At 39.1% G+C, this 14,235-nt stretch carries 12 protein-coding genes; 5 read left to right on the top strand and 7 right to left on the bottom strand.

Going from position 1 to position 14,235, the window contains the following annotated elements; translation table 11 throughout:
* Positions 1-67: 67 nt before the first annotated feature.
* Complete coding sequence (locus AS4_RS16205; protein WP_096734834.1) at positions 68-661, top strand: TetR/AcrR family transcriptional regulator; 594 nt, start codon at positions 68-70, stop codon at positions 659-661.
* Between the two features lie 37 nt (positions 662-698).
* Here AS4_RS16205 and AS4_RS16200 read toward each other — a convergent pair whose 3' ends face one another.
* Positions 699-1,313: an arylesterase gene (locus AS4_RS16200; protein ID WP_096735552.1), complete on the bottom strand. Its 615-nt coding sequence runs from the start codon at positions 1,311-1,313 to the stop codon at positions 699-701.
* A 45-nt stretch (positions 1,314-1,358) separates the two neighbouring features.
* On the opposite strand from AS4_RS16200, the gene AS4_RS16195 reads away from it, so the two are divergent.
* Positions 1,359-2,108, top strand: coding sequence for an ABC transporter ATP-binding protein (locus AS4_RS16195; RefSeq protein ID WP_096734833.1), 750 nt, complete (start codon positions 1,359-1,361; stop codon positions 2,106-2,108).
* Entirely contained in the window at positions 2,108-4,702 is a 2,595-nt protein-coding gene (locus AS4_RS16190; RefSeq protein WP_096734832.1) for an ABC transporter permease, read from the top strand. The genes AS4_RS16195 and AS4_RS16190 overlap by 1 nt, the downstream gene beginning before the upstream one ends.
* A 177-nt stretch (positions 4,703-4,879) precedes the next feature.
* On the opposite strand, the gene AS4_RS16185 is transcribed toward AS4_RS16190, so the two are convergent.
* Positions 4,880-5,689 carry a rhomboid family intramembrane serine protease gene (locus AS4_RS16185; protein ID WP_096734831.1) on the bottom strand — a complete coding sequence of 270 codons (810 nt, stop codon included), beginning with the start codon at positions 5,687-5,689 and terminating at the stop codon, positions 4,880-4,882.
* 73 nt (positions 5,690-5,762) lie between these two features.
* On the opposite strand from AS4_RS16185, the gene mtgA reads away from it, so the two are divergent.
* Both mtgA and ppk1 read left to right on the top strand, forming a co-directional pair.
* The gene (gene mtgA / locus AS4_RS16180; RefSeq protein WP_096734830.1) at positions 5,763-6,437 is read left to right on the top strand and encodes a monofunctional biosynthetic peptidoglycan transglycosylase; all 675 of its coding nucleotides are present in this window, start codon (positions 5,763-5,765) and stop codon (positions 6,435-6,437) included.
* A 130-nt stretch (positions 6,438-6,567) separates the two neighbouring features.
* Positions 6,568-8,652 (top strand): polyphosphate kinase 1, encoded by a 2,085-nt coding sequence (ppk1, locus tag AS4_RS16175; RefSeq protein WP_004823258.1) that lies wholly within the window; start codon positions 6,568-6,570, stop codon positions 8,650-8,652.
* Between the two features lie 161 nt (positions 8,653-8,813).
* Here ppk1 and AS4_RS16170 read toward each other — a convergent pair whose 3' ends face one another.
* From AS4_RS16170 to rubA, 5 genes are all read right to left on the bottom strand, one after another.
* Complete coding sequence (locus tag AS4_RS16170; RefSeq protein WP_096734829.1) at positions 8,814-10,028, bottom strand: TCR/Tet family MFS transporter; 1,215 nt, start codon at positions 10,026-10,028, stop codon at positions 8,814-8,816.
* 348 nt (positions 10,029-10,376) lie between these two features.
* Complete coding sequence (gene oxyR / locus AS4_RS16165) at positions 10,377-11,282, bottom strand: LysR family transcriptional regulator OxyR (protein WP_004717396.1); 906 nt, start codon at positions 11,280-11,282, stop codon at positions 10,377-10,379.
* A 13-nt stretch (positions 11,283-11,295) separates the two neighbouring features.
* Complete coding sequence (estB, locus tag AS4_RS16160) at positions 11,296-12,234, bottom strand: esterase EstB (protein ID WP_004823254.1); 939 nt, start codon at positions 12,232-12,234, stop codon at positions 11,296-11,298.
* Between the two features lie 58 nt (positions 12,235-12,292).
* Positions 12,293-13,483 (bottom strand): NAD(P)/FAD-dependent oxidoreductase, encoded by a 1,191-nt coding sequence (locus tag AS4_RS16155; RefSeq protein ID WP_096734828.1) that lies wholly within the window; start codon positions 13,481-13,483, stop codon positions 12,293-12,295.
* Between the two features lie 105 nt (positions 13,484-13,588).
* Complete coding sequence (gene rubA, locus AS4_RS16150) at positions 13,589-13,753, bottom strand: rubredoxin RubA (RefSeq protein WP_004678010.1); 165 nt, start codon at positions 13,751-13,753, stop codon at positions 13,589-13,591.
* Positions 13,754-14,235 lie beyond the last annotated feature (482 nt).

Genomic DNA, 14,235 nt, shown 5'->3' with positions numbered 1-14,235 from the left:
TTAAAGCTGTTCTTCAAGCATTAACCCATTGATAGATTTTCATTTATAGGTTTGTAGTGATTTGCTGATGACGAAAGTGATTACAGGTTTGCGTCCGGGTGGGCGCAGTGCACGAATACAAGCTGCAGTTCATAATGCGGTGCAAACATTACAGCACAATGTTGCTGTGGCAGATTTGACGATTCCGATGATTGCTGAATATGCAGGGGTCACCCCCTCTACGATCTATCGACGTTGGGGAGATTTATCTCAACTGCTTGCAGATGTTGCCTTTAATATTTTACATCCAGACAGTGTACCTGCGGATCTTGGTAGTTTTAAGCAAGACTTATATGCATGGATGGAGCAATATTTTGAGGAATATGCCTCACCCGTTGGGCGTACAATCTTAAGCGATATTGTGGCGGAAAATGATTCGCCAACCTCTGGTAAGTGTTATGACTTTTTGATTCAACAGTTAGACATTATTCAGCAACGTGCCCAGCAAAGAAATGAAACAAGCATAGACAATCAACTGATTATTGAAATTGTTATTGCACCCATGTTGCATCGGATTCTATTTACTGAACAAGAATCGAGTTTGGACTATATTCACCATTTATTAGCGCGTTTATTTAATTTTGCGGATGTCTTAAAAAACACGACATCCGATTTTGAGTAGTAAACAGGTACACAATCATTTCGGCTTTGAGAAAAACTTAAAGCACGCCTCGAATCAACGGATAGACATTATCGAGTAGGATTTTTTGTGCGGTTGCATTGGGATGGATTAAGTCTTTTTGCATCAAACTTTTATTGCCTGCAATTCCATTCATAAAAAACGGATGCATTTTAACTTTGTATTGTTGACTTAGGGTTTGGTAATTTTTCTCAAAAGCTTGGCTATAAGCTGCGCCATAATTCGGTGGAATTTTCATTCCCAATAAAATGACCGTGGCTTGGCTTTTTTGGCTTTGTTGAATTAATTGCGCAAGATTTTTCTGAATCATTTGTGGCGGTTGTCCACGTAAACCATCATTGCCACCCAACTCAATCACCACGATATCAGGTTTATGGCTTTGTAATAGTTTTGGAAAACGCGCCAACGCACCACTGGTGGTTTCACCACTTACACTGGCATTGACCACATTATGTTGTTTGGGAAATTGTTGGTTTAAGCGTTGCTGTAGCAAGAAAACCCAGCCTTGTTGTGGGTTAATACCATAACCCGCACTTAAGCTATCACCTAAAATCATGATCGTTTTTGCAAAACTACTAACGGGCAACAGACAGATTATGCTAAAAAATAAACAATGAATTAGGTTTTTCATCATTTTCAAATTTAACAATTTTTTGATTTGCATATAAGGTACTTTATGATGTCTAAGGTTCAGGATGATTCAACTTCTCCCATCATGCCACAAGTGATAATTTCTGCACAGCAACTTACACAAAAGATAGAATTACCTCATCAAACGCTTACAATTTTTGAAAATCTAAATCTTAATATTTATACAGGTGAACAGGTCGCGATTACTGGACGTTCTGGTTCAGGAAAATCAACTTTATTGGGCATCCTTGCTACTCTCGATCAAGCCAGTGCAGGTCAACTCAGTGTTTGTGGTGAAGCGATTGAGCATTTAAACGAAGAACAACGTGCGTTGATTCGACTTCAATATATTGGTTTTGTATTTCAATCTTTCCAGTTGCTCCCACATCTTTCTGCCTTAGAAAATGTGATGCTACCATTACGTTTACAGAAGAATTTTAATTATGCACATGCAGAACAAAAATCTTTAAGTTTATTGGCCAAAGTCGGTTTAGAACGACAAAGCCAGCAAACCCCGAAAGTATTGTCTGGTGGGGAGCAACAACGGGTTGCCATTGCACGAGCTTTAATTTCTGACCCCAAAATTATTTTTGCTGACGAACCTACAGGCAATTTAGATGAACATACTGCATTTGAAATTGAACAACTCTTATTTGATTTAAATAAAGAACTTGGTACAACTTTAGTGCTTGTCACTCACGATTCGCAATTGGCAGCACAGTGCCAACGTCATTATGAATTAAAAGATGGTCAATTGATTGAACATGCTCAAACGCCTCAATCGAATGAGGTGGTGTAATGTTGACCTTGTTTAAACCCTTATTTAGGCAAAGTTTTGCCAGTTCAGGCATATATCTGCTGATTATTGCATTGAGTTTAGCCATTAGTGCGACTACTGCATTAAAGTTTAGCAATGATCAAGTCAAACAAGCAGTGACCTTACAAGCTGCCAAAATGCAAGCTGCAGATTTACAACTTAGTGATACAGATCCAATTGACCAACAATGGATCAAACAGGCTGATGATTTAAAATTAAAACAGTCCCATGTCACCATTTTTGGTTCAATGGCCTCTACACAGGATCAGTTTGTTATGGTCAATGTGAAAGCCATTGACACAGCATTTCCCTTACGTGGTGAATTAAGGATTGCGCCAAAACAAGCCTTACAAAGTGGCGGGGTTTGGCTAAGCAAACGCGCACAAGAATTATTAAAATTAAACCTAGGCGATAGCGTTCAAATTGCCAATGGTCAGTTTAAAGTTACTGGCATCATTGAACATGATTCAAATCAAGAATTAGGCTTTTCTGCCTTTTCGCCAACCGTGATTATCTCTCAAGCAGATGTTGCAAAAACGGGTGCAATTCAAGTTGGAAGTCGGATTGAATATCGTTTGTTGATGGCAGGGGGTGCGGAGTCGATTGCAACATATCAGCAATTTTTTAAGACTTTTAAAGCGCAAGAAAAGCAAAATGTGAATCCAAAGATTGCACAAAATTCGGATGCAGATTCAGCTTTAAGTGCATCAAGTGCCACTACATTGACTGAAAATCAGCCAGCAACACACTCACAAACTGATCAATCCATACAAGATCAACAAAATGCGGATAATGAACTAGATGCACAAAGTAATTTAAGACTACGTAATGCAGATGAGGGCAATTCACGCTTACTTAAACCGATTGAAAACCTCGATACTTTCTTACAATTGGCCAATATTCTGACGATTCTTTTATGTGGTTTAGCCATCGCTTTAACCAGTCAGCGTTACGTACAGCAGAACCAAGATCATATTGCACTGATGCGTTGTATGGGGGCAACGAAACGGCAGATTTTTCAAACCTATCTCGGGTTGCTGAGTGTTGTTATTTTAATCGCCATTGTCATTGGCAGTATTTTAGGACTGATTTTAGGTTATTCGTTGTTGCAATTGATGTTGCAGATGATTCCGAACCTAGAGTTGCAATTTTCAATGTTGCAGATGCTGGTTGGTCCTTTGCCTATTGCAATTTTTACCAGTGGGATTGTATTGATTGGATTTATTTTACCGAGCTTATGGCAACTGTTAAATACACCGCCTATTCGGGTGATACGCCAACAAGAAAAGTCGGCACGTTCAATGTTGTGGATGATGGCAACGGGTTTAGTTAGTCTGATTATTTTTAGTTTGGTCTTGACCGAAAATCTGATACTCACTGCGTTGGTGATGGGCGCAGTCATTGTGTTAACAGCTTTGTTATATGCCGTGGTTTGGATGATTTTAAAGACTTTAAAATCAATGAAAAATAGGCTCTCGGCTTATATCCGAACCCCTTCGCAAACCGCTTTACAAATTACCGCTTTGGCATTGGGTTTAAGTCTGATTACGGTACTTGCTGTATTGAGAACTGATTTATTAGAGCGTTGGCAGCAACAATTGCCTGAAGGAACGCCTAACCAATTTATTTATGGTCTACCGCCATTTGAATTGGATGCCTTTAAACAACAATTGGCACAGCAACACTGGAAAAGTACACCGTTATATCCCAATGTAAAAGGGCGCTTATTGGCAAAAAATGGTCAAGCTTTTCCTGCCCAATTGGTGAAAACCAATAATTCTTTACGTCGTGAGTTAAATCTCACCCAAGCAGATCATTATCCACAAGACAATATCATTGTTGCTGGAGAGGCTCAATTGACTCAAATTGGGCAGGTGTCTGTAGAGGCCAAACTGGCTGAAGAATTGGGTATTAAAATTGGCGATCGTTTAACTTTTAGTTTGCCTGAGGGAAATTTGGACGCGCAAGTTGTGAATTTGCGTACAGTGGAATGGCAAAGCTTTAGCCCAAACTTTTTCTTTATTTTTACTCCAAAGACGTTGGATGAAAACGCAGGCAGCTACTTAGGGAGTTTTTATGTGCCACCGAGTGAAAAAATCAAGATGGTTAATCTGATTCAACAATTTTCCAATACGGTCTTTATTGACGTCTCTTTAATTTTTGATGAAATTAAAAACTTGGTTTCTGTGTTGGTCAAAATCATTACAGTTTTGGCGGTGTTGGTGAGTTTATCTGGCTTTTTAGTGTTGATTGCGTGTATCAATTTGCTGATGGATGAGCGTAAAAAAGAAGTGGCATTGTTACGTTCTTTTGGTAGTTCAAAGCGTCAGTTAAAAAATATGATGAGTTTTGAAATTGGTTTTATTGGATTATTGGCGGGAATCGTTTCCTGTTTCTTTGCGGAGGTGATTAGTGCCGTTGCCAGTTATCGTATGGAAATGGTGATGCAATTACATTGGGAAATTTGGTTGATTTTACCAATTTCGATGGCAGTGTTGTGTGCATTGATTGGGCGTTACCGATTGAGCTATTTATCCGAAATTCCACCATTGCAAAGTCTACGAGAGTTGAATTAAACCGCTTTGTTTAAGTGGTTTTATCTGGCTGTTTAATTTCAGTTGAGCCTTTAAAAGCCTGCCCAGTGAAGACAGTAAATTAAAAAATGGCGACCTATAGGCCGCCATTTTTTATGCTTCTTGAACTGATTGTACTTTGCAATGTTTTATTTCGACATGGACAAGCTATTTTAGGGATTAAAAGTTTAATTGCTCACGCATTTGTACAATGGCTTGTTGCCAAAGTGGGCTAAGTGGTCCAACGAGATGCTGGCAATAGAGATAAACCGCATAGGTTGCTGCAATCCCTAAAATCACAATGATAATATTGGCAGCTTTACCCATTTTGGCACGTTGTGTTACGTACCAAGCCAAAGCCATGACTGCACCCATTAACATCCCACCGATATGGGCAGCATTGTTAATTCCAGAAGCTAAAAAGCCAAAAGCTAAGTTGATCGCAAGTACGGTTAAAAGTGATCTTTTATCTAAAATGAATCTTGGATTCGGGGTAGGTGGGAACAATGACAGGAGTGTCAGTGCACCACCAAGTCCCATCACAGCACCCGATGCACCTGCAGATACATGCGGAAAGAGTTTTTGATCAAAATTTTGCAGCATTTCGTAGCTATTTCGAATATCCAAATAACCACTTAATAAACTTCCCATGAGTCCAGCAAGGATATAAAGTCCAAGGAAATAAAACTTTCCTAAAGTTTTTTCAGCAACATCACCAAAAATATACAGTGCCCACATGTTCATCATTAGATGCAGGATACCGAAGTGAAAAAACATACTGCTGAATAAGCGATATGGTTCCTCTAAGAAGGTTAAAGGTGCATAATCAGCACCCCAACGCAACGCGTCCAACGTTGTCGGGTCAGTAATATTGACACCTGATAAGACTTGGATGGCAAATAAACCGACATTGATGACAATCAGCAATAAGGTTATTTTACCAATAGAATTGGGTTGGCTATAAGTTGAAAGATCTTGATATTTAGACATGCTATTGCTTAGCTTTTTATAGATAGATTCAGCTTAACATGAAACGTCAGAATTTTCGGAGTAAGCGGCTGACATGAAAGCTTTTATTGTTCGTGCTTTGTTAATTGTGGTCAGTATTTTGATCATGATTCAGCTATGGATTTTCTCAAGTTTAATTTATTGGCGGACTCATGATGTAGAAACCACCATGTTTATGCGTTGGACATATTTGTCTGATTTTGAGCCGATTCAACATCAATGGCGTGACTATGACAAGATCAGTGATAACTTTAAACATGCAATTGTCGCTGCCGAAGATGCCAAATTTCTCGATCATCATGGTTTCGACTGGGATGGTATTGAAAATGCACTACAACGTAATCTTAAAAAAGACAAAGTAGTCGCAGGTGGTTCAACGATCTCTCAACAATTGGCTAAAAATTTATTCTTCTATAATCGTCGCTCATTTATCCGCAAAGGTCAGGAAGCGATTGCCACCACCATGATGGAGCGGATGTGGACGAAACAGCGCATTTTAGAAGTCTATATGAACTCTGTCGAATTTGGAGATCATATCTATGGTGTTGAAGCTGCATCACAACATTACTTTTCTAAGAGCGCGGCAAGTTTAAGTCGTGAACAGGCCGCATTTTTAGCAGTGATTTTAACCAATCCGAAGTATTATCAAAAAAATCCTGATGATTCTAAGCTTCAATACCGTAAGCGTTTGGTTTTGAAGTATATGCGTTATACCCGTATTCCAGATTGACGCTAAATAAATGAATTTAAAAAAGCACAAATTGATGTGCTTTTTTTATGAAGCGATGCTTTTTTTATGAAATTGTCACAAATTTGAAGCATACTAGAATTAAGACATTTTTTTGATGCAGGTTTATTGCATGAATACCGCAGTGACGACAACAACGCCTACAGAATATTCTTATAATGAACGATATATAAATCGTGAGCTTTCAATTTTAGATTTCCATTTACGTGTTCTAGAGCAAGCCGTTGATCCTTTACACCCCTTGCTTGAACGTATGAATTTCTTATTGATTTTTTCTCGTAATATGGATGAATTTTTTGAAATCCGTGTTGCAGGAATGATGGAGCAATTAACTTTAGGGAATGAAAGTCGTTCACCAGATGGTTTGACGCCAAAACAAGTTTTAGACCAAATCTCTAAAACAGCACATGAAGCGATTGAGCGTCAGTACCGTATCCTCAATGAAGAAATTTTTCCTAAGTTACGTGAAGAAGACATTTGCTTTTTACGTCGTGGCGAGTTAACGCCTGCACAATCTGTGTGGATTAAAAAGTATTTCCAAGAACAAGTTGCACCAGTGCTTACTCCCATTAGCCTTGATCCTGCACATCCATTCCCACGATTGGTCAATAAAAGCTTAAACTTTATTGTGACTCTAGAAGGGAAGGACGCATTTGGACGACAAATTGATTTAGCAGTTGTACCAGCGCCACGTTCGCTTCCGCGTGTAGTGCGTTTACCTGATGAGCTTACAGGCGGTAAAGAACATTTTGTGATGTTGTCTGCGATTATTCATGAACATGTATCGGATTTGTTCCCAGGGATGACAGCTACAGGTTGTTATCAGTTCCGTGTTACACGTAATGCAGATTTGGCGCTGAATGAAGATGTAGAAGACTTAGCCAAAGCATTGAAAGGTGAATTGAGTTCACGTCGTTTTGGTCGTGCAGTACGTTTAGAAGTGACAGAAAACTGTCCAAAACATATTTATGAATATTTGCTTGAAGAATTTGATCTAGAACAAGAACAACTTTATAAAGTGGATGGGCCGGTAAATCTGGCACGTCTTGTGTCAAATTTTAAACGTCCACATATGCGTTATGATTCGCATGTACCCGCGATTCCAAAAGTATTGAAAAAGTCTGAAAATATTTTTTCAGCAATGCAAAAACAAGACATTCTTTTACACCATCCATTTGAATCATTTGCACCCGTTATTAACTTGTTGCGTGAAGCTGCACGTGATCCCCAAGTGCTAGCGATCAAACAAACCTTATATCGTAGTGGTGCTGACTCTGAAATTGTTCAGGTACTTGCAGAAGCGGCACGTAATGGTAAAGAAGTCACTGCTGTAATTGAGTTGCGGGCGCGTTTTGATGAAGAATCGAATATCGCCGTTGCCAATGTATTACAAGAAGCGGGTGCTGTTGTTGTTTATGGCATCGTGGGCTATAAAACGCATGCCAAAATGATCTTGGTGGTACGCCGTGAGAATAATAAGTTAGTACGTTATGTGCATTTGGGTACGGGTAACTACCATGCAACGAATGCTCGTATCTATACCGATTATGGACTGCTCACTACAGATAAAGAGCTTTGCGAAGATGTACATCGTATTTTCCAAGAATTGACCGGTATGGGCAAAATGGCCAAGTTGAAAAAACTGTTACATGCGCCGTTTACGCTACATGCTCAGTTAATTGCTTTTATTGATGATGAAATTGCCAATGCCAAAGCGGGCAAACCTGCGCAAATTATTGTTAAGGTTAACGCCTTAACTGAAGTTCAATTGATCAATAAATTATATGAAGCTTCGCAAGCAGGGGTGCAAATTGATCTGATTATTCGTTCAATTTGCTGTTTACGTCCTGGGTTGCCAAACCTGTCTGAAAATATTCGAGTACGTTCAATTGTCGGGCGTTTCTTAGAACATACCCGTGTTTATTATTTTGGAAATAATGGCAATCCACGTATTTACTGTTCAAGTGCAGACTGGATGGATCGTAATTTATTTAATCGTGTAGAAGTGTGCTTCCCGATTGAAGATCCAGCATTAAAAAAACGTATTTACCAGCAAGGTTTAGTCAACTACTTAAAAGACAATATCCGCGCTTGGCTGTTGCAAGGCGATGGTACTTGGACTCGTGTGCAACCTAAAGAAGGCGAGGCAATTTACAATGCACAACAAACTTTGCTTGAGCACTTTGTAAATGGTTAAGCCAAGATAATTTGATTGTCTTAAGCCCGATTAAAATTAATCGGGCTTTTTTGTATCAATCAATCGGATTTTAATGAAATTGAATGACTTGGTTGCTATAGATTTAAGTTTTTTAAAATCAGCAACCAACGCTTCTAATAAAGCATTAAAGTTCTTAAATACTAGGATGACTTAAGCTGTTGTGGTTTTAAACTCGATAAAATTGCAGGTAATGCAATTAAATAAATCATCGCGACAACCAGCCATATAGCGCCAGTCCATCGTGTTTGGAAATGAAAGTAAAGTGTAGAAAACAACAATGGGGCAATAATCGAGGCCAGACTAATGGTCGATGCGATAACACCTTGAAACTGTCCTTGCTGTGCAGTTGGGATTTTTTGTGAAACAACAGCTTGTAGCGCAGGAGTGCCGATACTTCCTAGGGCAAAGATTGGCATGATTGCAAAAATGATCCAAGCGTGTTGGGTAAAAGCCATGATGATTAATGCCATACATATACATGCCAGACCGATCAGCACGGTATTTCTTTCACCAAAATATCGGACAGCATGTTGCGGTATAAATGACTGAACCAGTACTTGGCATAAACCAAAAGTGCCTAAAGAAAGACCAACCCAAAATGTATTCCATTTAAAGGTATCGTGTCCCCAAAGTGCCCAGCAGACACCATAAGCTTCACCGCAGGCGCTAAACAGAAAAAATATCAGCAAAATCGGCAATACACCTTTTTGAGCAAGGATAACACTAAAATTTTTCAATAGATTTATGCTTGAACTCGAACGTCGCGATCCTGAAGCTTGAGGGGGGACTGAGAGTGGATTGTTGCTTCGGGATTCAGGGAGTGCCCAAAATGCGATAAGCAAGTTAACTGTTGTTAAAATTGCCGCAACGAAAAAAGGCAGTCGTAACCAATATCCGCCCAATAATCCACCGAGTACAGGGCCGATAATAAATCCAATACCAAACATGGCGTTCATTAAACCGAAGTATTTTGCTCGATTTTCTTCTGACGTGGTATCAACGATATAGGCTGAAGCCACGGGCATATTGGCACTACTTATTCCAGCAATGATCCGTCCAATGAACAGAAATATAAGAGAGGGAGAGCAAGCAAGAAAAAAATAGTTGATTGCAGAACCCGCAAGTGAAATCAGCAAAACAGGTCTTCGACCAATGCGGTCACTCAAAGCACCTAAGATCGGAGAGAACATAAATTGCATAAGCGCATACAAGCTTAGGAAAACCCCCATTAACAAGGCAACGTTATGCTGATGGCTTAGGTCTTTCAGTAGTGAGGGAAGTAGAGGGAATACGATGCCAATGCCAATTGCATCTAAGACAATCGTTGAAAAAATAATATATAAAGGTCGGTTCATATGCGTCCTATCGAAAATTCAGGCACAGAAAACTGTGGAAACCTGTTAACGATGCTTGGAAGATTCAAGCCCTATGGAACGCTGACCAATGCAAAGGATTGGATATGTGTCGACGAGATGGATGCATGCTTTTAAAAAACAAGCTGAGGATAGGTCGATTTTTCGCGATTTTTATCGTAACAATACGTACAAAAATAAGCGATTATTTTTGTACTGGTCAAATATTATCATGCTTGATTCAGTAAAAACAAGATCGTTTTAATTTTGCTTATGCTGATGTGATCTATAGGCTTTTTAGATATTCAATAAAAAAGGAGTCAATCATGACTCCTTTTTAGTATTGGAAAATTAACGTAAATTTGGCGTGATTTTTTGAAGAATTTGTACCAACACATCAAATTCACTTTGTAGTGGTGTACTTTTACGTGTAACTAAAGCCAAAGTGCGTGATGGTGCATTCTCAATAGGTTTAACCACAATCTGATCATTGTTTTTCAGCATATGTGCATGAATTGCAATCTCAGGAAGCAGTGTATAGCCTAAGTTTGAACTGACCATTTCCACTAAAGTTGGCAATGAGCTTGCTTTTAAACGGTGATCATTTTTACGCTCACCGATTGGGCAAACACTTAAGGTATGATCACGTAGGCAATGACCTTCTTCAAGGAGCATAAGATGAGAAAGATCTAAATCATCTAAGCTTCTTGCATTCATCGCATTTTGATCTGCTTTATTGCAGACTAAGAATAAATCTTCTTTCGCAATTTCAGCAACTTTCAAACCACGTGTGTCGAATGGTAAAGCCAGCATGATCACATCTAGATTGCCATGCTCAAGTTTTTCAACAATTTTTTCACTTTGTGCTTCATGCAGATGCAACTGAATTTTTGGAAGTTGTTTATGCACTTCTTCCAAAAGCTGCGACAAAATGAAAGGGGCGATGGTTGGAATAATCCCTAAATGCAAATCACCAGTTAACGGTTCACTCATTTCTCGACTTAACCGCATCAAGTCCTGAGCATCGGCGAGTAGAACACGGGCTCGGGCAACAACTTGCTCACCTAGAGGAGTTAAACGTACGTTTTGGCGATCACGTTCTACGAGTACGCCACCCAATAAACGTTCCAACTCCATGATTCCACCAGATAAAGTAGATTGAGTTACAAACGAACGGCGCGCTGCTTCAGTGAAGTGCAGCGTCTCAGACAGTGTCACTAAATATGACAACTGTCTTAGGGATGGTAATGCAGCCATAGTGTCCTAATGCTTATGATTTAAAATGATGTGCAAATAACCCGCTAAGTTGAGGAACAAAATGCGGTGGGATATCATGCCCCATTCCCTCAATTAATTCAAATTTAGCGCCTGAAATTGCTTTAGCAACTGCCTTACCATGACTTGGAGGTAGTAACCGATCTTTAGAGCCATGTAACACTAAAGTTGGCTTTTTGATCTGCTTATCCAATTTAAGTAAGGAACCTGTACATAATATTGCTAAAAACTGTTGAAGTACACCCGCTGGATGATAACTACGACGATATAATTTACGTGCAGTTTGAATTGCTTCAACTTGGTTGATATAACCAGGTGAACCAATCATATGAAAAACCTTCAAGGAATGATTCACAATCCCTTCTTCATCACGTGATTCAGGTTTACCAATAAGACTAAAGAGTTGTTTTGGAAATGGTGGTGGCAATAAAGGTTGATTATTACTGGTAAAGAGTAAACCGACTTTATCAATCTTCTCAGGATATTTTGCAGCTAAAATTTGAGAAATCATACCACCCATTGAAGCACCCAAAATATGTGGTTTTTCAATGCCTAAACGATCAATCAATAATGCAACATCATCCGCCATATCAAATAAGTTATAAGGCGCGCCGTCATTTGGTAAGCCCAAAGCAAAGCGACCCATCAGCTTATAAGAGTTTAAACGTGGACCTTGGTGGCGAATTTTTGAAGATAAGCCAATATCACGATTATCAAAGCGAATCACATGAAAGCCTTGATCAATCAGTGATTTACAAAAAAAATCAGGCCAAAATAACATTTGCGCACCCAAACCCATAATCAACAGAATGGTCGGGTGTTGTGGATTCCCTCCAGTTTCAACATGAAGTTGAATACCATTACCTAAATCGACTTTGGTTTCATTCATGAACGAGGCATAAGGTGAAACTTGAAATTGAAGTGCGCTATTCATTGTTATTTTCCTAAGCAAGGATATTCTTTGATTAAAAAATATCCTTGCTATTAAAACCTTAAACGGATGCAGGAATCAAGTCTGGAACCAGTTTTGTTAATGTTAAACGCTGTTTTCCAGCAGTTGCACCTAACAATACAAAACCACGTAAGATACCTTCAGCATCTGTTGCTTTAGATAACATCCCATCTTCAAACTCTTCATTCTCCCATGTAACATCTACATCAATTGGAGCAGGAAGTACAGTCAAAGGTGCAGCTGGGGTTTTCACCGCGACTGGCATTGCAGGGTAGTGTACAGTGGTGGTTTGTCCACTCAAGGTTTTGGCTAATGCACGCGCTTGTTGCATGATTGGCATGACAAATGGCAAGAGTGTTCCATTCACTTCGGCACAGTCACCGATGGCAAAAATATCTGCTTGACTGGTTTCGAGCAAGGTATTGGTAATCACACCACGACTGGTGTTGATTTCCGTCGCTTTAGCCAAGGCAATATTAGGTTGTAAGCCAATTGCAGAAAGCACAACATCCGCGAGCAAGGACTGACCACTGGCCAATGAAACGATATAACCACGCTCAGATTTAGAAACTTTTTCTACAGTGGTACCCAAGGCAAATTTAATTCCTGATTGTTCAAGATTGTCTTTAAATGCTTGTGCAACATGATTAGGCAATAAACGCCCTAAAGGTTGTGGTGCTAAGTCGATCACCGTAACCTGATGCCCAGTATTTTGTAAGTCATTGGCAAATTCACAACCAATTAAGCCTGCGCCTAAAATTACCACACGTTTGTTGCCACATTCACCCGTGCTGCAATTGTCTAAAGTTTCACGGAATCCACGATAGTCAATTAGTGAGTTAACCACATGAATATCATCACTTCCATCCCCAGCAATCGCTAATCGAATCGGATTTGCGCCCACGGCAAGAATAAGTTTTGAGTAGCCTTGAGTTGAAGATTGTCCATCTTTTTCAAGGGTTAATTCATGTTTCTCTGCATCAATACTTTTAACCCATGTTTCTTTTTCAATCCGCATGTTCAGTTGGCTACTCATCTTTTCAGCATCGCCTAAACCAATTTGTTCAGGTGCTTTTTTCCCAACCAATGCATTAGATAGGGTAGGTTTTGCATAATTCACCGCATCATCTGCGCAAATCATCACCAATTCCTGTTCGGTGTTTAACTTACGAAATTCTCTTGCAAGGGTATAACCCGCCATGCCAGAACCTATGATGATGATCGGTTGCATATCTTTCTCCATACCTGTTTCAAATTTAGAGGTGAATTGAATAATTTTGTATTGTTGAAAATAAATGTAAAAAAGACCATGTAAACATGGTCTTTACGCAATATCTTAGATTTCTACCATTTCAAAGTCTGCTTTAGAAACACCGCAGTCTGGGCATGTCCAGTCATCAGGAATGTCTTCCCACTTGGTACCTGCTGCGATGCCATCTTGTGGCCAACCTTCTGCTTCGTCATAAATCCAACCACAAACGATGCATTGATATTTCTTCATCTGATTCTCCGATATCTGACAGATGCATTGTTTTTTCTGTCAGTAAAATTCCTTCTGCTGCTTGACTCAAATAATATGCAAATAAAATGTGTACATATTCCTCTAAATTCTTACGCAGTTCTGTATCTAAAGTAAAGTAAATATCGGAGTTTATCTAACTAATCTTAAAGCTGAATGGCAGCTCAGGACAAAAGCGATGTTTATTATGCCAACTTTGTCAGACAATTTTAATTACAACACTGTCATAACAAGGGATGAGCACTGATATAAAAGTTTAAAAATATTTGAATTTAGACAAAGGTCTAGATGAATATTTTAGCCAAAAATATTAAGCTAGAATTAGCTCATTCTATAGCCATTATTTTGTGTGAAAATGGACTTAATAAATTCAACAACTTAGCGTGACTTTAATATTGAACAGGTAGCCGGCTGCTGTCAATTTTGGCTAATAAACGTTAAAATTCACGTATTATTTATCTTTT

This window comes from Acinetobacter guillouiae (assembly GCF_002370525.2).
Classification (GTDB): domain Bacteria; phylum Pseudomonadota; class Gammaproteobacteria; order Pseudomonadales; family Moraxellaceae; genus Acinetobacter; species Acinetobacter guillouiae.
This window is presented reverse-complemented; position numbering and strand designations above follow the sequence as displayed.

Coding starts and splice junctions, on each gene's coding strand:
- mtgA (WP_096734830.1), top strand. CDS start 5,763: ATGAAAGCTTTTATTGTTCGTGCTTTGTTAATTGTGGTCAGTATTTTG.
- AS4_RS16195 (WP_096734833.1), top strand. CDS start 1,359: ATGTCTAAGGTTCAGGATGATTCAACTTCTCCCATCATGCCACAAGTG.
- ppk1 (WP_004823258.1), top strand. CDS start 6,568: ATGAATACCGCAGTGACGACAACAACGCCTACAGAATATTCTTATAAT.
- AS4_RS16200 (WP_096735552.1), bottom strand. CDS start 1,313: ATGATGAAAAACCTAATTCATTGTTTATTTTTTAGCATAATCTGTCTG.
- estB (WP_004823254.1), bottom strand. CDS start 12,234: ATGAATAGCGCACTTCAATTTCAAGTTTCACCTTATGCCTCGTTCATG.
- AS4_RS16170 (WP_096734829.1), bottom strand. CDS start 10,028: ATGAACCGACCTTTATATATTATTTTTTCAACGATTGTCTTAGATGCA.
- AS4_RS16190 (WP_096734832.1), top strand. CDS start 2,108: ATGTTGACCTTGTTTAAACCCTTATTTAGGCAAAGTTTTGCCAGTTCA.
- AS4_RS16205 (WP_096734834.1), top strand. CDS start 68: ATGACGAAAGTGATTACAGGTTTGCGTCCGGGTGGGCGCAGTGCACGA.
- AS4_RS16155 (WP_096734828.1), bottom strand. CDS start 13,483: ATGCAACCGATCATCATCATAGGTTCTGGCATGGCGGGTTATACCCTT.
- oxyR (WP_004717396.1), bottom strand. CDS start 11,282: ATGGCTGCATTACCATCCCTAAGACAGTTGTCATATTTAGTGACACTG.
- rubA (WP_004678010.1), bottom strand. CDS start 13,753: ATGAAGAAATATCAATGCATCGTTTGTGGTTGGATTTATGACGAAGCA.
- AS4_RS16185 (WP_096734831.1), bottom strand. CDS start 5,689: ATGTCTAAATATCAAGATCTTTCAACTTATAGCCAACCCAATTCTATT.